General features: G+C 67.4%; 25 protein-coding genes. 9 read left to right on the top strand and 16 right to left on the bottom strand.

Annotation, left to right across the window (positions count from 1 at the left end):
- Together H7F16_RS14585 and H7F16_RS14580 are read left to right on the top strand one after the other, a co-directional pair.
- Positions 1–582, top strand: coding sequence for a chemotaxis protein CheB (locus H7F16_RS14585; RefSeq protein WP_185798352.1), 582 nt, complete (start codon positions 1–3; stop codon positions 580–582).
- Positions 579–1,085 carry a chemotaxis protein CheD gene (locus H7F16_RS14580; RefSeq protein ID WP_185798351.1) on the top strand — a complete coding sequence of 169 codons (507 nt, stop codon included), beginning with the start codon at positions 579–581 and terminating at the stop codon, positions 1,083–1,085. Before H7F16_RS14585 ends, H7F16_RS14580 begins: the two co-directional genes overlap by 4 nt.
- On the opposite strand, the gene H7F16_RS14575 is transcribed toward H7F16_RS14580, so the two are convergent.
- The 7 genes from H7F16_RS14575 to H7F16_RS14545 are packed head-to-tail and all read right to left on the bottom strand — an operon-like array spanning position 1,082 to position 5,829.
- Positions 1,082–1,402, bottom strand: coding sequence for a hypothetical protein (locus H7F16_RS14575; protein WP_185798350.1), 321 nt, complete (start codon positions 1,400–1,402; stop codon positions 1,082–1,084). The genes H7F16_RS14580 and H7F16_RS14575 overlap by 4 nt on opposite strands.
- Positions 1,399–1,782, bottom strand: a complete 384-nt coding sequence (locus H7F16_RS14570) for a response regulator (RefSeq protein WP_185798349.1) — start codon at positions 1,780–1,782, stop codon at positions 1,399–1,401. Before H7F16_RS14570 ends, H7F16_RS14575 begins: the two co-directional genes overlap by 4 nt.
- 11 nt (positions 1,783–1,793) lie before the next feature.
- Positions 1,794–2,624 carry a CheR family methyltransferase gene (locus H7F16_RS14565; RefSeq protein ID WP_185798348.1) on the bottom strand — a complete coding sequence of 277 codons (831 nt, stop codon included), beginning with the start codon at positions 2,622–2,624 and terminating at the stop codon, positions 1,794–1,796.
- Entirely contained in the window at positions 2,621–3,112 is a 492-nt protein-coding gene (locus H7F16_RS14560; RefSeq protein WP_185798347.1) for a chemotaxis protein CheW, read from the bottom strand. The genes H7F16_RS14565 and H7F16_RS14560 overlap by 4 nt, the downstream gene beginning before the upstream one ends.
- A 3-nt stretch (positions 3,113–3,115) precedes the next feature.
- Complete coding sequence (locus H7F16_RS14555; protein WP_185798346.1) at positions 3,116–5,197, bottom strand: chemotaxis protein CheA; 2,082 nt, start codon at positions 5,195–5,197, stop codon at positions 3,116–3,118.
- Between the two features lie 9 nt (positions 5,198–5,206).
- Positions 5,207–5,575, bottom strand: a complete 369-nt coding sequence (locus H7F16_RS14550) for a response regulator (protein ID WP_185798345.1) — start codon at positions 5,573–5,575, stop codon at positions 5,207–5,209.
- Complete coding sequence (locus H7F16_RS14545; RefSeq protein ID WP_185798344.1) at positions 5,572–5,829, bottom strand: STAS domain-containing protein; 258 nt, start codon at positions 5,827–5,829, stop codon at positions 5,572–5,574. Before H7F16_RS14545 ends, H7F16_RS14550 begins: the two co-directional genes overlap by 4 nt.
- 287 nt (positions 5,830–6,116) lie before the next feature.
- Between H7F16_RS14545 and H7F16_RS14540 the strand changes: the two genes are divergently transcribed.
- Complete coding sequence (locus H7F16_RS14540) at positions 6,117–6,353, top strand: hypothetical protein (protein ID WP_185798343.1); 237 nt, start codon at positions 6,117–6,119, stop codon at positions 6,351–6,353.
- On the opposite strand, the gene H7F16_RS14535 is transcribed toward H7F16_RS14540, so the two are convergent.
- Positions 6,319–7,122, bottom strand: a complete 804-nt coding sequence (locus tag H7F16_RS14535; RefSeq protein WP_185798342.1) for a helix-turn-helix transcriptional regulator — start codon at positions 7,120–7,122, stop codon at positions 6,319–6,321. The genes H7F16_RS14540 and H7F16_RS14535 overlap by 35 nt on opposite strands.
- Before the next feature lie 103 nt (positions 7,123–7,225).
- On the opposite strand from H7F16_RS14535, the gene H7F16_RS14530 reads away from it, so the two are divergent.
- Complete coding sequence (locus H7F16_RS14530; RefSeq protein WP_185798341.1) at positions 7,226–7,987, top strand: carbon-nitrogen hydrolase family protein; 762 nt, start codon at positions 7,226–7,228, stop codon at positions 7,985–7,987.
- A gap of 4 nt (positions 7,988–7,991) precedes the next feature.
- Complete coding sequence (locus H7F16_RS14525; protein WP_338402015.1) at positions 7,992–10,085, top strand: oxidoreductase; 2,094 nt, start codon at positions 7,992–7,994, stop codon at positions 10,083–10,085.
- Between the two features lie 252 nt (positions 10,086–10,337).
- Here H7F16_RS14525 and H7F16_RS14520 read toward each other — a convergent pair whose 3' ends face one another.
- The 4 genes from H7F16_RS14520 to H7F16_RS14505 all read right to left on the bottom strand — a co-directional run bounded on the left by H7F16_RS14520 (position 10,338) and on the right by H7F16_RS14505 (position 12,267).
- Positions 10,338–10,700: a diacylglycerol kinase gene (locus H7F16_RS14520; RefSeq protein WP_185798340.1), complete on the bottom strand. Its 363-nt coding sequence runs from the start codon at positions 10,698–10,700 to the stop codon at positions 10,338–10,340.
- 29 nt (positions 10,701–10,729) lie between these two features.
- A complete protein-coding gene (locus H7F16_RS14515) occupies positions 10,730–11,092 on the bottom strand; it encodes a YigZ family protein (RefSeq protein WP_185798339.1) in 363 nt (120 codons plus the stop codon).
- A 93-nt stretch (positions 11,093–11,185) separates the two neighbouring features.
- A complete protein-coding gene (locus tag H7F16_RS14510) occupies positions 11,186–11,452 on the bottom strand; it encodes a DUF6455 family protein (protein ID WP_241741459.1) in 267 nt (88 codons plus the stop codon).
- 74 nt (positions 11,453–11,526) lie between these two features.
- Positions 11,527–12,267: a M48 family metallopeptidase gene (locus H7F16_RS14505; protein ID WP_185798338.1), complete on the bottom strand. Its 741-nt coding sequence runs from the start codon at positions 12,265–12,267 to the stop codon at positions 11,527–11,529.
- Between the two features lie 215 nt (positions 12,268–12,482).
- On the opposite strand from H7F16_RS14505, the gene H7F16_RS14500 reads away from it, so the two are divergent.
- Positions 12,483–12,722, top strand: coding sequence for a hypothetical protein (locus H7F16_RS14500; protein WP_185798337.1), 240 nt, complete (start codon positions 12,483–12,485; stop codon positions 12,720–12,722).
- A gap of 18 nt (positions 12,723–12,740) precedes the next feature.
- On the opposite strand, the gene H7F16_RS14495 is transcribed toward H7F16_RS14500, so the two are convergent.
- A complete protein-coding gene (locus H7F16_RS14495; RefSeq protein ID WP_185798336.1) occupies positions 12,741–12,995 on the bottom strand; it encodes a DUF167 domain-containing protein in 255 nt (84 codons plus the stop codon).
- 54 nt (positions 12,996–13,049) lie between these two features.
- On the opposite strand from H7F16_RS14495, the gene H7F16_RS14490 reads away from it, so the two are divergent.
- The 3 genes from H7F16_RS14490 to H7F16_RS14480 all read left to right on the top strand — a co-directional run bounded on the left by H7F16_RS14490 (position 13,050) and on the right by H7F16_RS14480 (position 15,604).
- Positions 13,050–14,144, top strand: a complete 1,095-nt coding sequence (locus tag H7F16_RS14490; RefSeq protein ID WP_185798335.1) for a class II histone deacetylase — start codon at positions 13,050–13,052, stop codon at positions 14,142–14,144.
- Positions 14,145–14,342: 198 nt separating this feature from the next.
- Positions 14,343–14,921: a nitroreductase family protein gene (locus H7F16_RS14485; RefSeq protein ID WP_185798334.1), complete on the top strand. Its 579-nt coding sequence runs from the start codon at positions 14,343–14,345 to the stop codon at positions 14,919–14,921.
- The gene (locus tag H7F16_RS14480) at positions 14,918–15,604 is read left to right on the top strand and encodes an EI24 domain-containing protein (RefSeq protein ID WP_185798333.1); all 687 of its coding nucleotides are present in this window, start codon (positions 14,918–14,920) and stop codon (positions 15,602–15,604) included. Before H7F16_RS14485 ends, H7F16_RS14480 begins: the two co-directional genes overlap by 4 nt.
- 14 nt (positions 15,605–15,618) lie before the next feature.
- On the opposite strand, the gene H7F16_RS14475 is transcribed toward H7F16_RS14480, so the two are convergent.
- The 3 genes from H7F16_RS14475 to H7F16_RS14465 form a co-directional block, all read right to left on the bottom strand.
- Positions 15,619–15,897 (bottom strand): DUF1467 family protein, encoded by a 279-nt coding sequence (locus H7F16_RS14475; protein ID WP_185798332.1) that lies wholly within the window; start codon positions 15,895–15,897, stop codon positions 15,619–15,621.
- A complete protein-coding gene (gene mce, locus H7F16_RS14470) occupies positions 15,894–16,298 on the bottom strand; it encodes a methylmalonyl-CoA epimerase (protein ID WP_185798331.1) in 405 nt (134 codons plus the stop codon). Before mce ends, H7F16_RS14475 begins: the two co-directional genes overlap by 4 nt.
- A 227-nt stretch (positions 16,299–16,525) precedes the next feature.
- Positions 16,526–17,245, bottom strand: a complete 720-nt coding sequence (locus tag H7F16_RS14465) for a GNAT family N-acetyltransferase (RefSeq protein WP_185798330.1) — start codon at positions 17,243–17,245, stop codon at positions 16,526–16,528.
- Between the last annotated feature and the right edge of the window lie 97 nt (positions 17,246–17,342).

Below are 17,342 nucleotides of genomic sequence, written 5' to 3'. Positions count from 1 at the left end.
GTGAGCGTCGCGCCACCCTGCATTCTGATCGGGGCCTCGACCGGAGGGGTCGAGGCGCTTTACCAGCTGCTCGGCGCCTTGCCCGCAGACATGCCCCCGATCCTGATCGTGCAGCATATCCGCCCCGGCTATCTGCAAGGGCTGGTCGAGGGGATCGGCCGCAAGTGCCGCCTTGCCGCCTCGATCGCCGCCGATGGCGCGGTGGCAAGGGCCGGTCGGGCCTATTTTGCCCCCGACGGAGAGCGCCATCTGGAAATCGACACGCGGCTCGTCTGCCGTTTGCAGGCCGCACCGGCCATGAACGGGCATTGCCCCTCGGTCGATGCGCTGTTCCGTTCGGCCTTGCAGTTTTCCGTGCCGCCCGTCGCCGTGCTTCTGACCGGGATGGGCCGCGACGGAGCCGAAGGTCTGCGGGCGCTGCGCGATGCGGGGGCGACAACCATCGCGCAGGACCGCGCCACCTCGGTCGTCTGGGGCATGCCCCGCGCGGCCGAGGAATTGGGCGCGGCATGCCGGACCCTGCCGCTCGACCAGATTGCGCCGGCCCTTGTGAGGCTGGCGGCGCCGGGGTGCGCGGCATGAGCGGCCTGCGCGTTCTGGTTCAGGGCGAACATGCGATCAGTGCCGATGACGATGCGGTTCTGGCCACGGTTCTCGGCTCGTGCATCGCGGCCTGTCTGCGCGATCCGGTCACGGGTATCGGCGGGATGAACCATTTCCTTCTGCCCGAGGGCAGCGAGAGCGGACCTGCCGCCGTCAAATACGGGCTTCATGCGATGGAATTGCTGATCAACGGGCTGACCCGCGCGGGGGCAAGCCGCCAGCGCCTGCAAGGCAAGCTGTTCGGCGGCGCGCGGATGCTGCGCGGCCTGCCCGATATCGGCGCGGCCAATGCCCGTTTCGCCACCGAGTTCCTGCGCCGCGAGGGGATTGCCGATCTGGGCGGGTCGCTCGGTGGAGACCGTGGACGCAAGATCAGGTTCTGGCCGGCGACCGGACGGGTGCAGCAGCAATTCCTCGATCCGGCCGAAGTGTTCGAACGCCCCTTCGTCGCCCCGCCGCGGAACGAGCCGATCCTGTTCTAGAACAGCTCGACCCCGTGCAAGGCCCCCTCGTCGCCGGTGCCGAGAAGGCGCCCGGCCAGTTGCGCAAGGCGCAACGCCTCGATCCGCGCCGCCGCACCCGGAAGGAGTGTGGCAGGAACATGCGCCGCCTCGGCCGCCAGGACCAGCGCCAGCCCGTCGAGCCGCTGCAGCACGGAATCGAGCTGCTGCACGACCGCCGAAGGGGGCAACCCCGACAGGACGGGTGCAAGGGCCGCTTCGATCGCGCGCAGATCGGCGGCAAGCGCTGCGATTTCCGCCGCAGCGCCCGCCATCAGACGGTCGGCGCGCAGCGTCACAGCGGGCCTACCACGGCCTCGATGCAGTTGCGCATCTGTTCCTTGGTAAAGGGCTTGTTGATCAGGTTGTTAAGCCCCAGCGCCCGCCCTTTGGCGATCATGGCCGGATCGGCGCGACCGGTGACGAGGATGAACCCCGTCCGTTCCAGCCCGCGCGACTTGCGCACCCGTTCGAGCAGGCCGAGCCCGTCCATTTCGGGCATGTAGTAATCCGAGATCACAAGGTTCGCGGGGGCCGCGGCCAGCCCCGCCAAGGCGGCGCGACCGTCGGAAAAGGTGCGATAGCCTTCGATGTTCAACCAGTCGAGCACCTGCGTGATCAGCCCGCGGCTGACCGCCGTGTCGTCGACCACCACGACCTTGAGATCGCTGCGCTTCATGACTGTCTCCTTCAGATCCTGCGATAGGTGGTCACGCCCTCGGGCGCGAAATGGGCGGCGGCGGGGCCGGTGATCCGCTCGGAATGGCCGATGTAAAGCCAGCCGCCCGGGGGGATCGCCTCGGCAAAACGCTGCCAGAGCCGCTCTTGCGTGGGCTTGTCGAAATAGATCACGACGTTGCGGCAGAAGATCACCTGAAAGCCGCCCTGCATCGGCCACGGGCCAATGAGGTTCAACTGGCGAAAGCGCAGCGCCGCCCTGAGATCGGGATGGATCGCGCCGCCCTGTCCGGCGAACAGCAGGCGCCGCGCCTCGGCGGAAAGGGCTGCCAGCGCGTCGGCATCGTATTGGCCCGCTTCGGCCCGTGCCAGCGCCTTGCGGTCGACATCGCTGGCGAGGATGCGCAGATCGAGGGTGCCCGCCTCGGGGCAGAGCTTGCGCAAGGTGGCGGCGATGGACCACGGCTCCTCGCCGGTCGAGCAGGCCGAGGACCAGATGCGCACCCGCCCCCGCGCCCGCGCCAGCGCGACAAGCGGCGGCAGGGCGATCTGTTCGAGGTGGCGGAAGTGGTGCTCCTCGCGGAAGAAGCCGGTGACGTTGGTGGTGACGGCGGAAACAAGTTCTTGCCGCTCGGCCTCGCCCTGCGGCGCGGCGATGAGGGCGAGATAGGCAGAAAAACCGTCAAGCCCCAGCGCCCTGAGCCGCCCGAGCAGCCGTGATTGCAACATCGGACGCTTGCCCTCGGACAGCGCGATGCCGGTTTCGGCCATCACGATGGCGGCGAGGTCGCGAAAGTCACCCTCGGCCAGCACCATGTCGGAACGCAGGTCGGTTGCGGTCATGCCGCAAGCTCGGTCCCGAGGATCGCAGCGATGTCGAGCAGGCGCAGCAGCCGCCCCTGATGCACGACCAGACCGCGCAAGACGGCGCGCAATTCGTCGGAGGACAGGTCCGGCACCGGCTGGATGTCGGTCGCGGGCACCGAGAGGATATCGGTCACGGTCTCGACGACGAGCCCTGTCACCCGCTCGCCAATGGCGGTCACGATGATAACGTTGCGCTCGTCCTCGTCGATCGCGGTGAGGCCGAGCCGGTTGGCCAGATCGACGATGGGAATAATCGCGCCGCGCAGGTTGATCACCCCCTCGACAAAGGCGGGCGCGTGGGGAAGGTTCGACGGCTTGGTCCAGCCCCGGATTTCGCGCACGCACAGAATGTCGATGCAGAAATCCTGCCCCAAGGTGCGGAACACGACGAATTCGCGAAGTTCCGGCGTGGCGGCGGTCAGCGCGGGGCTGTCGGGTTGAAGGACGGCTGTGGCGATGGTCATGGATCACTCCGCTGCAATGGGGGTTCGGGCCGGAACGGCGGGCTTGCGCAAGCTGCGGCTTGGCAAAAGCTCGACCGGATCGAGGATCAGCGCGACCGACCCGTCGCCCAGAACGGTGGCCGCGGCGATGCCGGGGATATGTCCGTAATTGTCCTCGAGGCTTTTGATGACAACCTGTCTCTGGTCGTGGATCGCATCGACCAGAAGCGCCACGGTATTCTTGTCGTCGCGTTCGACCACCACGCAGATGCGTCCGGCCAGATCGACCGGCATGTCGCGAAAGCCCAGCGCCGCGCCGACATCGATCACGGGAAGGCAGATGCCGCGCAATTCGACGACGGGGTCGGCCAGACCAAGCCTGTGGCCCGCGCTGCCATCGGGGCGCAGGGTTTCGACGATGCTCGACACCGGAAGGATCAGAACCTGCCCCGCCGCCTCGACAACCATGCCGTCCATCACGGCCAAGGTCAGCGGCAACGAGATCGTCAGCGCCGTGCCCTTGCCCGGTTGCGAGGCGATGGAAATGCGCCCGCCCAGCGCGGTGATCTCGGACCGCAGCACATCCATGCCCACGCCACGCCCCGACAGGGCCGAAACCTCGGCCGCGGTGGAAAAGCCCGGCAGGAAGAGCAAGGCGTCCACCTCGGACGGCGACAGATCTGCCGTGGGTGCGATCAGGCCGCGGTTGATCGCCACCTGACGCACGCGGTCGCGGTCGATGCCGCCCCCGTCATCGGAGAGGGTGATGACGACCCGCCCCGACCGGTGCGCGGCCTGTATCGTCACGACACCGGTTTCCGGCTTGCCCGCAGCCCGCCGCGCCGCGGGCTTTTCGATGCCGTGATCGACAGAGTTGCGGATCATATGGGTCAGCGGGTCGGCCAGCCGTTCGATGATCGTGCGGTCAACCTCGGTCGTTTCGCCCTCGATCACCAGACGCGCCTGTTTGCCCGCGACCGAGGCCGCCTCGCGCAGGATGCGGTGCATGCGGTCGAAAAGCGGTTTTACCGGCTGGGCGCGGATCGCCATGACACTGTCCTGTATCTGGCGCGAAAGCTGCTTGAGCTGGTCGAGGCTGCGGTCGACATCGGTTTCGGCCCGCTTGCCGCTGCGCAAGATGGCTTCGGCCAGCATGGCGTGGTGGATCACCAACTCGCCCGCCACGTTCACCAGCCGATCGACGCGGTCCACATCGACGCGGATCGTCGCGCGGGGCGCCTGCGCCTCGGGGCGCGTTTCGGGGCGCGGTTCGGGGCGGGTTTCGGGGCGCACATCAGAGCGGGGCGCCGGAGTTTCGGCGCGGACGGGTGACGCGGGAAGCGGCGGGGGCGCTGCGGGGGCCGATACATCCCCGGAGGGATGTTGCACCGCATCGCGGATGGCAAGGTCGCAATGACCTGCGATGAAATCGAAGACGGCGCGAAGATCGGCCTCGTCCCTGTCGGTCTCGAGCCGGATCTGCCAGCGCAGCCGGCATTGCGCAGGATCGAAATCAGCCGTCAGCGCGCTTGCGTCCAGCACCACCTGCGCCTTGCCCAAGGCGCAGAGGTCGCGCAGGACAAGTGAGGGTTCATGTCCCGCCGCAAAAGCATCGGCATGGGGGGCAAAGTCGATGTCGAAGATGCGGCCCGCAAGCGGCAGGGGGACGAAGTCCATCGGCACGGCGGCAAAGGGCACCTCGATGCTGATGCGCTGGCTTGCCGGATCACGGGTGGCAACCAGCACTTCGTGGGCGTGCTGCATCACCGCCGGATCGAGCGGCGTTTCCGAGCGTTCGGCATTGACCATGTCGGCAAGGTGGTAGCTGGCGTCCAGAAGCGCGGCGACCAGGGGCGCATCGACCACCCGCTCGCCCGAGCGGATGTCGTCGAGAAGGGATTCGAAGCTGTGGGCAAAGCCAACCAGATTGGCAAAGCCGAAAGCCGCGGCGCCGCCCTTGATCGAATGCACGGCGCGGAAGACGGCGTTGACCGTTTCCCCGCCCGCATCGCCGCTTTCGATGCGGCGCAGGCCCGCGTCAAGCGCGATCAGCAGTTCTTCCGCCTCTTCGAAGAAGATGGCGCGCAGGTCGGTCGGTGGTGCCATGTTGCCCCCCTATACCGCTGCCACACGGTTGATCGTGGCCACCAGCGACCCCTCGTCGAAGGGTTTGGTGATCCAGCCTGTGGCCCCGATGGCCCTTGCGCGGTCCTTGAGCTTGGCCCCCGTCTCGGTCGTCAGGATCAGGATCGGCACGCGGGCCGCCGTATCGCCGGCCCGCACCGCCTCGATAAAGCCGAAGCCGTCCATGCGGGGCATGTTCAGGTCTGTCACGATCAGGTCGGGGGCGGCTTCGGCCAGACGGTCGAGCGCGTCGAGCCCGTCTTCGGCCAAGGTCACATCGAACCCCGCAGCCGACAGCGCGGCGCGCAGCATCTCGCGCATCGTCAGGCTGTCGTCCACGGCAAGAACCCGCAATGTCATGCGTCACCCCCTTGCAGAAAATCGGTTGCACCCATGTCTGCCAGCGCGGCACGCAGCGGGTCGGAGGGGGATTGCAGCACAAGACCCGCCCCCATTTCGGCCCGCGCGACAAGCAGCACCTGAAGCGCCGCCGCCCCGAAATGGCGCACGGCCGAGCCGTCAAGCACGGCGGCCCCCGTGCCGCGCAAACGGCCCCAAAGGGCGGTCGCGGATTCGACGGTCAAGCGCGGATCGAGCGGGACGGGTGCAGGCATCGGAAACCCCCTAAACATCGGTTCCCGAGCAGTTAGCAGCGATTCCCTGAAGGAAGGTTTAAGGCGCAAGCCGTCTTCCCAGACGACCCCACCCATACCTTCGGAATGGCCGCCCCGACCGTGCGGGGCTTTTCATCATTGAAAAGAAACAACTTTTCAGACACCCCGACGGCAGACCCATACCAATGTCAGACCCGTTCCGGCAGGGCATCCCAAAAGCCAGATGTCGCGCACCGAAGTGGCGGCGTAAAAAGGCAGCATCGAGGAACCCAGCAAGGATGCCGGCCATGACCTTCTCAACCTACGCGTCGAATGGCCCGCGCAACCTGTATTCTGCCCAGCGCATGGGGCTGAACTTCGTTCCCCAGCAGCGCGACATCCACGCCAAGCGCCGCCTGACCAACATGCTGGTTGCAGGTCTGCTTGTCGCCGCCAACATCGGCCTTGTCGCGGCGCTTGTGCCTTCGGCAAAGTCGGCGCTGTTCTCGGTCAGCCTTCCGTCCTTGTCGGCGCCGCAGAACTGATCCGGTTCGCCAGCATCGGCAGCATCAGGGCGAACAGCTCGGCCTGAGACGAGATCGCGCAGCGCATGTAAAGCTGGCGGCGGAATACCTTGACCGTCTGCGCGGATACCCCCAAGCCCAAGGCGATGGACGCGGTCGAATGGCCGCGCAGGATCATCAGCGCCACCTCGGCCTGACGCCGCGAGAGACCGATGTCGCGCTGCCGTGCCGCCGCAATCAGTGCCGTGACGACATCGCTCGCGCTGCCCCCCGGTTGCAGCCCGCCCCATTGCCGTTCGGCCAATGCGGCGGCGACGGGGGCCGCGGCACGGCATGCCGCCCAGTCTGCCGCGTCGAAACCGGTTCCGCTTGTCGCATCGCGGCCGAGGCAGAGCATGAGCGTCATGCCCGCTTGCGGACGGGCGAGAAGGACGATCTCATCCAGAAGCGTGGTGTCGCGGTAGTATTCCTCGTGGTAGCGGCTGCGGGAAAAGGCGTCGGGGGCCACATCGCACAGGCGGTAGGCCCCTGCCCCCGCCTGACGCAGGTGCAAGGCGTGGAACGGGTCGAGAAGATAGGCCCCCGCCAGATACCCCGCCTCGAGCCGTGCAAAGACCTGCGTCGCCCGCGCCTGCCGGAACAGCACCCGGGGCGGGCCATCGGCACCGAAAGCCAGCCCGACGACCGAATCCGGGGCCGCGACGGCGGCGAGCCAGACCAGCAGCGCCGGGGTGAACCCCGCCCCGCCCTGCGCGCGGATCACCGCCGCCAAAGCCTCGTCCCGCTGCATCCCGCTCTCCGATAACCCCTTGGGGGTATATACCACCCGTTTGCCGCGCCATAGCGTTTATGGCAGAATTCCGGGGGTATCCCCACCCAGACAAAGGCTTTTCATGCGCATCGCCCTTTTGCAGACCACATCGCCCGAGGGCGACGACGACACGGCCTTCGCAACGCTGGCCCATGCGATGCAGGCGGCGGCCGCGATGCAGGCCGTGACGCTTGTCGCGCCGGAAACCTACTTGCCCGGATATGGCCAGCCCGACATTCCCGCCCGCGCCCAACCGCGCGGCGGGCCGTGGCACCAGCGGCTTGCAGCGCTTTGCGTGGCGCAAGGCTGCGGGATCGTCGTGGGCTACGCCGAACGCGACGGCGCGTCGGTCTATAACTCTGCCGTCGCCTTCGACGCCTCGGGCCGCGAGATCGGCCATTACCGCAAGGTGCAGTTGTTCGGGCCGCGCGAGAAATCGATCTACGCCGCCGGAGACTCGGTTGCGACCTTCGATCTGGGCGGCATCCGGACCGGACTGCTGATCTGCTACGATGTGGAATTCGCCCATCTGGTCCGCGCGCTGACGCTGCAAGGGGCTGCGCTCATCCTCGTGCCGACGGCCAACCCCGAACCCAACGGCCATGTCAGCCGGCTTGTCGTGCCGGCCCATGCGATCAACCATTCGGTCACCATCGCCTATGCGAACTATTGCGGGACCGAAGGCGCGATCACCTATTGCGGCGGATCGGTCATTGCGGCGCCGGATGCGGCGATGCTGGCCTATGCGGGGCCCGCGCCCGCGCTGCTGGTTGCCGATATCGGCCGCACCCCCGATCCGGCGCTGCTGCAGACGCAGGCTGCCGATTTCCGCCCGCTCGGGTGAGATGATGCCCAAGGACATGCCCGGCAACCGCTACGACATCCTGTTCCAGCCGATGCGGATCGGCCCGAAAACGGCCAAGAACCGCTTCTATCAGGTGCCCCATTGCAACGGCGGCGGCTACCGCGACCCTTCGGCGGTGGTCGAAATGCGCCGGACCAAGGCCGAGGGCGGCTGGGGTGTGATCTTCACCGAACAGACCGAAATCCATCCCACTTCGGAAATCACCCCCTTCATCGAACAGCACCTGTGGGACGACCGCGACATTCCCGCGCTGGCACGGATGGCCGAGGCGATGAAAAGCCACGGTGCGCTTGCCGGTATCCAGCTTGCCTATTCCGGCATCAACGGGCCGAACCTTTACAGCCGCGAGGTGCCGCTTGCCGTATCGGGCGGGCCGATCCTGACCTTTACCTCAGACCCCGTGCAGGCCCGCACGATGGACCGCGAAGACATACGCGACCTGCGCCGCTGGTTCCGCAACGCCTTTCGTCGCAGCCAGCAGGCGGGCTTCGACCTCATCTGCCTTTATGGCGCGCATGGTTTCGGCATCCTGCAACATTTCCTGTCGCGCGCCACGAACCAGCGCAGCGACGAATACGGCGGCAGTCTGGAAAACCGCGCCCGCTTCCTGCGCGAGATCGTCGAGGACGCGCGCGAGCAAACGCGGGGCGAAGTTGCACTCTCGCTGCGGCTTTCGCTGCATGAAGGCGGCGCTTTCGGGTTCTCGAATGCGGAACTGCGCGATTTCATCGAGATGCATGGCGATCTGCCCGACATCTGGGACCTTGCCAACGGCACATGGGAGGCCTGTTCCGGCACCTCGCGTTTCAAGCCCGAAGGCGCGCAGGAAGAGCTGGTCGCGGGCATCAAGGCGCTGACCCCGAAGCCGGTGGTGGGCGTGGGGCGCTTCACCTCGCCCGATGCGATGGTGCGGCAGATCAGGGCGGGGATCCTCGACTTCATCGGCGCGGCGCGGCCGTCGATCGCCGATCCGTTCCTGCCGAAGAAAATCGAGGAAGGCCGGATCGAGGACATCCGCGAATGCATCGGATGCAACATCTGCGTCAGCGGCGACATGACGCAAGGCATCTCGCGCTGCACGCAGAACACGGCCTTCATGGAGGAATGGCGCAAAGGCTGGCACCCCGAACGGATGCACCCCAAGGGCGCGTCGGACAGCGTGCTGATCGTGGGGGCCGGTCCCGCAGGGCTGGAGGCGGCGCATATCCTAGCCAAGCGCGGCTACGCCGTCACGCTGGCCGATGCGGCCGACAAGATGGGCGGTCGCGTGCTTCGCGAAGCGGCGCTTCCGGGCCTTTCGGCATGGAAACGCGTGGCCGATTACCGTCTGGGCCAGCTTGCCCCCCTGCCCAATGCACAGCTCTTTCCGGCCAGCCGGATGACGCCTGAGGATATTCTAGGCTTCGGTGCCGATCATGTCTGCATCGCCACGGGCAGCCATTGGCGGCGCGACGCGGTGGCGCGGCTGCATCTGCATCCGATCCCGACCGATGCGGCAATGCCCGTCTTTACCCCCGACGACCTGATGGCGGGCCTCGTGCCGCAAGGCCGTGTCACGCTTTACGATGACGACCATTTCTACATCGGGTCGGTGCTTGCCGAACTGCTGGTCGCGCGGGGCTGCGAGGTCGATTACGTCACTCCCGCCGTCAAGGTGGCGGAATGGGCCGACAACACGCTGGAACAGGCCACGATCCAGCGGCGCCTGATGGAGCTGGGCGTGACCTTGCACCTGTCGAAGGCGCCCGAGGCGGTCGGTGCCGATGGTGTGACGCTGGGCTGCACATGGACGGGACGCCAAAGCAGGATTGCGGCCGATGCCGTGCTGATGGTGACCGCGCGCAGGCCCGACGACGCGCTTTACCATGCCACCCGCGCGCTGGACTGGCAGGGGGCGGGGATCAAATCGCTCAAGCTGATCGGAGATGCCGCAGCCCCTGCGCCCATCGCCTGGGCCACCTATGCCGGACGCCGCTACGCCGAGGAACTGGATCAGCCGGACCGGGGGGATGCCCTGTCCTTCCGGCGCGAGATTGCGGGGCTTCTCGACCTGCCTGCCCTGACGCCGCGGGACTGACCACGCCCCTTGCCACCGACAGGGGAGAGGGGCTTGTCTTTCCTGCGGGGCCAGTCTGCAAGCCTGCGCGCGACGGGGGGCTTTCCGCCCCCCGCGGGCCGCGTTCCGCGCCCCTCCCCCCGAGAGTATTTCGGCAAGGATGAAACGGGTCGGACCCTTTTGGCTTTCACACTGCGCAAATATCCTCGGGGGGTGAGGCGCGCAGCGCCGAGGGGGGCGGAAAGCCCCCTTTTGCGCCTGCGGTCGCCGGGCCTAGCCGATCAGGACAACGACCCATGCGGCGCCCGCCGCAAGCGCTGTGACCGCCACGGCCGCCGATCCGCAATCCTTGGCGCGTTTGGCGCGGGGGTGGATATCGGTCGAGATGTAGTCCACCACTTCCTCGATCGCGGTGTTCACCAGTTCCGCCACCAGCACCAGAAGACCGAAGCCGATGATGACCGCCCGCTCGGCCCCGCCCAGATCGAGCGCGAAGGCCGCAGCGGCAGAGAGCGCGTTCGCCAAGGTCCATTGCCGCAGCGACTTTTCCTGCGACCATGCCGATTGCCAGCCCTGCCAAGACCAGACCGCCGTATTCCTGACCCGCCGCACCTCGGCCCAGAGCCATTCAAGCATCGCGTCCCCCCCGCCTTTTTCCGGAAAGGTTAGCCGCCCGTTTCGCTTGCGTCGAGATAGGCGCGCACGCAGGTGACCACATGGGCAAAGCGGTCACCGCCCAGATGCACCCCGCCATACCAGCGCGTGACCACGACGACATGATCGACCAGCCCCGCGCGCTCGAGCATGCGCAGGATCACGGCACCGGCCCCGGCCTCGCCGTCGTCCCCCTTGACGGGTCCGCCGTCGGACAGGATGGCGGCCCATGTGTTATGCGTGGCTTTGGCGAATTTCTTCACGCGCTTCAGGTCGGCCAGAAAGGCCTCGACCCCGGCGCGGCCGGAAACGGGGCCACCGCTTACGGCGTAGCGCGACCCGCGGTCGCGCAGGACTTCCTCGATCTGCAACACCTGCGCATCCTCCGCCCCGAAGCCATGACACAAGCGGCGCCGGAAGCCAACGCGTCGGACAGCCCCCCGTGAGACCAAGCGTCAGACCGAGCGTCAGACCGCGCGCAGAGCCTCGAGGGCGGATTTGTTCTTGCAAAAGGCGGGCAATGCCTCGGCCCGGGCCGTCTTGCCGAGCCAGGGCACGCAATCGCCCGCGCGGTCGCAGGCCTGACAGCGGTCGACCAGTTCGGCCAATTCCTCGCGCGACATCCAGCCATCGACGACGGCGTCGGTCAGGTTCACATCCAGAACGCGCGCCATGCCGCGCGTCAGGCCCCAAGCCATCGGCGCTTCGACATATCCGATCATCCAAACCTCCATTCCGTCCCCGTAGGGACAGAATGCCGCAGCCGCCGCGGGCCTGCCTTGATCCGGATCAAACGGCGTGCGGCGCGTCAGACCCCTGCGGCGAGCAGGCGCGCCACCACGGCGCGCACCTGCGCCTTGCGCTGGGCATTGGCCGGATGGGTGCCAAGGAACGCATCGCCGGGATCGGGCAGACGGTCGAAGAAACCCGTGCCGATCACCGGATCATAGCCCGCCCGCAGCGCGATCTCGGCGCCCAGCGCATCGGCCTCGAGTTCGAAGTTCTTGGCGTAGCTGCGCGCGCCCATCGTGGCGCCCATCTCTTGCGCCTGACGCACTGCCGCCGCATCGCCTCCGGCCGCCTGCGCGAGGATTCCGGCCAGAACCGCCCCTTGCGTCGCGGTCTGCTTCTGCTGCGGGATATGGCCGAGGATGTGGTGCGACGCCTCGTGGCCGAGGACGAAGGCGATCTCGTCGGCATTGCGGGCATCGGCGATCAGCGCGAGGGTGAAGCCCAGAACCGGCCGCCCCCTGCGGTCGAGCGTCTGGAAGGCGTTGGGCGGCTGGCCGGGGCGGTCGTCGATGACGATCAGGAAATCGCAGTTGAGCGCGATGTTGCGCGCGCGGCACATGGCTTCGGTCATCGGCTCGACGCGCTGGACCACCTGAATGAAATTGCGCGCCGCGTCACGCGGTTGCAGCCGTTCGGACACCGCAGGCCGTGCGAGATCGACACCGGGGGGAGGGGCGACCGGACCCACCGGATAGACCGGCGCGCAGGCTGTCGTCAGCCCCACCGCCACCCATAGCGCCCAAGCCCAGATCCGCATGCCCTGCCCCCGTTTTCTTCCTGCCGCCACCGCGTCGCCGCGCCATTGCGCAGCAGGTTAGCGCAGCCTGCGCCGCGCGAAAGCCCCTGCGGCAGGCTTCGGCAAAGTCTTAACGCCCCTGCCCTTCCTGCGCCACCCCTGCCCCGTCGCGCCGCTGTGGCAGCCAGCGCAGATGCGCCGTTGCCCCGGCCCCCAAGCCGCGCTAGCCTTGGCGCATGTTCACCATCGAGCACGACTTCGACGCCACCGTGATCACCCTCATCGACGAGGGGCATGCGGGGCTTTGCGAAGATGTCACGATCAACGCCTTCGAGGATTGCGTGACGCTGGAACAGATCGACCCGCTGAGCGCGGAACCGGTCAGGATCACCCTGTCGCTGACGCAGCTGCGCGACCTTGCCGCCGCGCTGGATCTGCCCGAGGGCAGCTACCGCATGGGCGGCAAGGCGGTTTAGCGCAGCCGCCAGCGCGCATCATTCAAGCTTGAACACCTTGTCGCGCGACGTGGCCCCGCGCAGCAGCACGACGCGCCCCTTGGCCACCCCCAGCGCATGGGCCAGCGCCTCGGCCACGGCGGCATTGGCGCGACCATCCTCGGGCGGGGCGGACACGCCGATGCGCAGAACCCCGCCGTCGAGTTCGACGCCGGGCCTGCGCGCGCGCGGCGTGACCCGCACCGCGAATTCCGCGCCCGCGACGGCCAGATGCGCCAGTTCCGCCTTCTTCATCCTTCCCCCCTGCCCACGGCCCCGCTAACCTGCCAGAAACCGCACGGAGCCGCCATGACCACCGCTTTCTTTCACGACGAACGCACCCTTTGGCACAGTGGCGGCAACTATTCGTTTACCCTGCCGACAGGCGGGCTTGTCCAGCCCGGCGCGGGCCTTCCCGAAAGCCCCGAGACCAAGCGCCGGCTTGTGAACCTGCTGCATGTCACGGGGCTGATGCGCGATCTTGCCCTGCGGGGCGCGGCCGAGGCCAGCGCCGACGATCTGCTGCGCGTGCATCCGCAAGGCTACCTTGCCAGCTTCAAATCGCTTTCCGATGCGAACGGGGGCGAACTTGGCCCCCGCGCGCCTTTCGGGCGCGGCGGATACGAGATCGCCGCCCTGTCGGCGGGGCTGACGGTCGAGGCCCTGCGCGCCGTCATGGCGGGCGAGGCGCGCAATGCCTATGCCCTGTCGCGCCCGCCGGGGCACCATTGCCTGCCCGAGCGGCCCAACGGCTTTTGCCTGCTTGCCAACATCGCCATAGCGATCCGCGCGGCGCAGGCGGCAAACCCGTCGCTGCGCGTGGCCGTGATCGACTGGGACGTGCATCACGGCAACGGGACCGAGGCGATTTTCTACGACGACCCTACGGTCCTTGCCATTTCGCTGCATCAGGACCGCAATTACCCGATGGACACGGGGGACGCCGGGGACCGTGGCGCGGGGGCGGGGCTGGGGTATAACCTCAACATCCCGTTGCCGCCCGGCACGGGGCACCGGGGCTATCTTGCGGCCTTCGACCGTCTGGTGGTTCCGGCGCTGCACCGCTTCGGACCCGATGTCATCATCGTGGCCTGCGGCTATGACGCCGCCGCCATCGACCCGCTGGGCCGCATGCTGGCCACGGCAGACACTTTCCGCCAGATGACCCGCCGCACGATGGAGGCGGCAGCCGACCTGTGCGGGGGCCGTCTGATGCTGGCGCATGAGGGCGGCTATTCCGAAGCCTATGTCCCGTTCTGCGGCCATGCCGTCCTTGAAACCCTGAGCGGCAGCGCGATCACCGCGCCCGACCCGTTCGAGCCAACGCTGAGCCTGCGCCAGCCGAACGCCGCTTTCGACGCCTTTGTCGATGGCTGGATCGACGATCTTGCCAAGGCGGGCTGACGGCGGTTTCGCGCGGGTGCGGTTGACCCGGCCGTAAGGCTGCGCCGCAGGCATTGGGGCATAGGCTGCGCCTTGCTGCGACGGAAACCACGGACAAGGGCGTGCAAGGCCACGGCGGGCGGCGGCGGTTTCGTGACCGAAGCCCCCTTGACGGGCCGCCCTGCGCCCCGCCACATCACCCCAGATCAGGAGCCACGCATGCCCAAGCCGAACCAAGCCGTCCTCGACTATCTTTCGACCCGCATTTCCTATCCGGCCAAGGTCATGTCCGGCCCCGTCCCGACAAGGGACGAGGTGATGGCGATCCTGCAAACCGCCTTGCGCGTGCCGGATCACGGCAAGCTCGAACCGTGGCGTCTGGTGCTGATCGACCGTCCGGCCATGCTGCGGCTTGCCGGTCTGGCCGAAGCGCGGGCGCGGGAACTGGGCGGCGATGCCGAGAAGATCGAGAAGGGGCGCGGGCAATTCGACCGAGGCAACCTTGCCGTGGCGGTGATTTCCTCGCCCATGCCCTCGGAAAAGATCCCGGGGGTGGAACAGCTTTTGTCGGCTGGCGCTTTGTGCATGAACATCCTGCATGCCGCCACGGCCTCGGGTTGGGGGGCGAACTGGCTGACGGGCTGGGTCAGCCATGACGCGACCTTTGCGGCCCGTGCCTTTGGCTGCGCCGATGGCGAGACGGTCGCAGGCATCATCCACATCGGCACTGCCGCTGCCGCCATGCCCGACCGTCCGCGCCCCGATCTTGGGCGCATCCTCACGCAGGCGCCCGCATGATCTTTTCCGCCTTTCTAAGGGCGCTGTCACAAGGGGCAGACCCGCGTTTCCGCGCTGTGCTGCTGCGCGGAGTGGCGCTGAGCCTCGGGCTTCTGGTGGCGCTTTGGGTCGTGACGATCGAAATCGTGCGCTGGCTTACCCCCGATACGCTGACCTTGCCGTGGATCGGCGAGGTGGGCGGGATCGACATGGCGGCGTCGGTCGGATCGGTGGCGTTGCTGCTTGTCGCATCGGTCGTGCTGATGGTGCCGGTGGCCTCGGCCTTCAGCGGCCTGTTCCTTGAACGGGTCGCGGCGGCGGTCGAGGCGCGGCATTACCCCGCACTTCCGGCCGTCCGCGCCCAGCCTGTTGCCGAAGCGATCTTCGGCGCGGCGGTCTTTCTGGTGATCGTGATCGGGGCGAACCTTGCCGCGCTGCTTGTCTGGCCCTTTACCGGCCCGTTTGCACCGCTGCTTTTCTGGGCGCTGAACGGCTGGCTTCTGGGGCGGGAATATTTCACACTTGTCGCGCTGCGCCACCTGCCGCCCGATCAGGCAGGCCGGTTGTACCGGGCCAACCGCGCGACGGTCTGGGCGGCGGGCACGCTGATGGCGGCCCCGCTGTCGGTGCCGCTGGTGAACCTGCTGGTGCCGGTGCTTGGCGTGGCGACCTTTACCCACATCTTCCACAGCCTGCGCCGCTAGAGGCGCCGCGCCTGTTACGGCGTGCGCGGCGTCAGGATCTGGAACACGTCGACGTTCCGGATGCTGATGACGCCCGACATGATCACCGCCACGAGGACCGCCCAGATCACAAGCGTCACCACGGTCGTGATCTTGGCCTTGCGGCCGACGACATGACCCGAGGGCGCGCTTTTCGGCGTGCCGGGGACGACCTCGCCCGCGTCCTGCTGGCTTTCGAAGCGCAGGGGCAGCACGATGAAGAACACCAGAAACCAGGTCGTGGCGAAAAGGACGATCGCGCCGGTGATGCTCATACTTGCTCCAGTTCGATCAGGCAGCCGTTGAAATCCTTGGGGTGCAGGAACAGCACGGGCTTGCCATGCGCGCCGATCTTCGGCTCTCCCGAGCCGAGCACCCGCGCACCCGAGGCTTGCAGCCGGTCACGCGCGGCAAGGATGTCGTCCACCTCGTAGCAGATGTGGTGGATGCCGCCTGCGGGGTTCTTGTCGAGAAACCCCTTGATGGGCGAGGCGTCGCCCAAGGGATAAAGCAGTTCGATCTTGGTGTTGGGCAGTTCGATGAACACCACCGTCACCCCGTGATCGGGTTCGTCCTGCGGTGCGCCGACCTTGGCGCCAAGGGTGGCGCGGTATTGTTCGGCCGCGGCCGTCAGGTCGGGCACGGCGATGGCGACGTGGTTCAGGCGTCCGATCATTCGGGTCTCTCCCTTTGTCCCTTTGCGCTGCCTTATCCGCGCCTGCGGCCGCTGCCGCAAGGGGAAGAAGGGTCGCAGGGGCGACCGGCTGTTCACGCATTGGCAACCTTCTTGCGGCAGGCTGGACAGATGGAACCGATCCCACCCTTTCCTATGCGAGTGACCGCCATGCAACCGACCGCCCCGCCCCGCCTGACCGATGCGCTGAACGCGCGGATCGCGGCGCTTTATCCGCCGACCAACGGGTCGGACGATACCCTGACCAGTTGCGTAAGCTCGGTCAGCCTTTCGCGCTGGCGGCCATCGGGGCCGAAATTCGCGGGGGAAAGCCAGGCACGGTAAGCCTCGCGCAGGGCGGGCCAATCCTGATCGGTCATGGCGAACCATGCCGTGTCGCGGTTGCGCCCCTTGAGGATCATGTGCTGGCGGAACACCCCTTCGAAGGAAAACCCCAACCGCTGCGCCGCGCGGCGCGAGGGCATGTTGAGGGCGTTGCATTTCCATTCGTAGCGGCGGTAGCCGTTGGAAAAGGCCCAGTCCATCATCAGAAACATCGCCTCGGTCGCGGCACGCGACCGTTGCAGGGCGGGCGAGAAGCAGATGTGACCCACCTCGATCACCCCGTGATCGGGCGTGATCCGCAAATAGGCGGCAACCCCCACGGGATGCGCCGCGCCCGCCTCGTAGATCGCCCAGAAATGCGGGTCCTTGCCCGCCACGGCATCCTTGGCCCAGCGGTAATAGGCCGAGGCCGCATGGAACGGACCCTGCGGCATGTAATCCCAAAGCCAGTCATGCCCGTCGAAAGCGGCGAACAGATCGGCGGCGTGGGCATCGGCATCGAGCCGCACAAGGCGGGCATAGCGCCCCTCCAGCGGGGAATCCCCCGGCCAGGGCGCAGGCGTCCAACCTGCCACTTCCGGCCCGATCTTGCGCTCGTTACCCATGTCCGTCTCTCCGAAATACCGCGTTGCCCGACTATCGTAGCCGCAGGTGCCCAGCGCAAGCCGACCTTGGCGCAAAACGCGAAAAGCCCGCCCGCAC

Source organism: Paragemmobacter straminiformis, assembly GCF_014243445.1.
Taxonomy (GTDB): domain Bacteria; phylum Pseudomonadota; class Alphaproteobacteria; order Rhodobacterales; family Rhodobacteraceae; genus Paragemmobacter; species Paragemmobacter straminiformis.
Note: the sequence above shows the minus strand (reverse complement) of the source record. Positions and strands in the feature narration are given on the sequence as shown.

Bases quoted from the DNA above. Each gene is read 5' to 3' on its own strand.
- H7F16_RS14540 (WP_185798343.1), top strand. From the start codon at position 6,117: ATGACCTTCTCAACCTACGCGTCGAATGGCCCGCGCAACCTGTATTCT.
- H7F16_RS14500 (WP_185798337.1), top strand. From the start codon at position 12,483: ATGTTCACCATCGAGCACGACTTCGACGCCACCGTGATCACCCTCATC.
- H7F16_RS14570 (WP_185798349.1), bottom strand. From the start codon at position 1,782: ATGAAGCGCAGCGATCTCAAGGTCGTGGTGGTCGACGACACGGCGGTC.
- mce (WP_185798331.1), bottom strand. From the start codon at position 16,298: ATGATCGGACGCCTGAACCACGTCGCCATCGCCGTGCCCGACCTGACG.
- H7F16_RS14545 (WP_185798344.1), bottom strand. From the start codon at position 5,829: ATGCCTGCACCCGTCCCGCTCGATCCGCGCTTGACCGTCGAATCCGCG.
- H7F16_RS14480 (WP_185798333.1), top strand. From the start codon at position 14,918: ATGATCTTTTCCGCCTTTCTAAGGGCGCTGTCACAAGGGGCAGACCCG.
- H7F16_RS14580 (WP_185798351.1), top strand. From the start codon at position 579: ATGAGCGGCCTGCGCGTTCTGGTTCAGGGCGAACATGCGATCAGTGCC.
- H7F16_RS14550 (WP_185798345.1), bottom strand. From the start codon at position 5,575: ATGACATTGCGGGTTCTTGCCGTGGACGACAGCCTGACGATGCGCGAG.
- H7F16_RS14525 (WP_338402015.1), top strand. From the start codon at position 7,992: ATGCCCAAGGACATGCCCGGCAACCGCTACGACATCCTGTTCCAGCCG.
- H7F16_RS14560 (WP_185798347.1), bottom strand. From the start codon at position 3,112: ATGACCATCGCCACAGCCGTCCTTCAACCCGACAGCCCCGCGCTGACC.
- H7F16_RS14505 (WP_185798338.1), bottom strand. From the start codon at position 12,267: ATGCGGATCTGGGCTTGGGCGCTATGGGTGGCGGTGGGGCTGACGACA.
- H7F16_RS14530 (WP_185798341.1), top strand. From the start codon at position 7,226: ATGCGCATCGCCCTTTTGCAGACCACATCGCCCGAGGGCGACGACGAC.
- H7F16_RS14465 (WP_185798330.1), bottom strand. From the start codon at position 17,245: ATGGGTAACGAGCGCAAGATCGGGCCGGAAGTGGCAGGTTGGACGCCT.
- H7F16_RS14475 (WP_185798332.1), bottom strand. From the start codon at position 15,897: ATGAGCATCACCGGCGCGATCGTCCTTTTCGCCACGACCTGGTTTCTG.
- H7F16_RS14510 (WP_241741459.1), bottom strand. From the start codon at position 11,452: ATGGAGGTTTGGATGATCGGATATGTCGAAGCGCCGATGGCTTGGGGC.
- H7F16_RS14490 (WP_185798335.1), top strand. From the start codon at position 13,050: ATGACCACCGCTTTCTTTCACGACGAACGCACCCTTTGGCACAGTGGC.
- H7F16_RS14495 (WP_185798336.1), bottom strand. From the start codon at position 12,995: ATGAAGAAGGCGGAACTGGCGCATCTGGCCGTCGCGGGCGCGGAATTC.
- H7F16_RS14520 (WP_185798340.1), bottom strand. From the start codon at position 10,700: ATGCTTGAATGGCTCTGGGCCGAGGTGCGGCGGGTCAGGAATACGGCG.
- H7F16_RS14485 (WP_185798334.1), top strand. From the start codon at position 14,343: ATGCCCAAGCCGAACCAAGCCGTCCTCGACTATCTTTCGACCCGCATT.
- H7F16_RS14565 (WP_185798348.1), bottom strand. From the start codon at position 2,624: ATGACCGCAACCGACCTGCGTTCCGACATGGTGCTGGCCGAGGGTGAC.
- H7F16_RS14535 (WP_185798342.1), bottom strand. From the start codon at position 7,122: ATGCAGCGGGACGAGGCTTTGGCGGCGGTGATCCGCGCGCAGGGCGGG.
- H7F16_RS14555 (WP_185798346.1), bottom strand. From the start codon at position 5,197: ATGGCACCACCGACCGACCTGCGCGCCATCTTCTTCGAAGAGGCGGAA.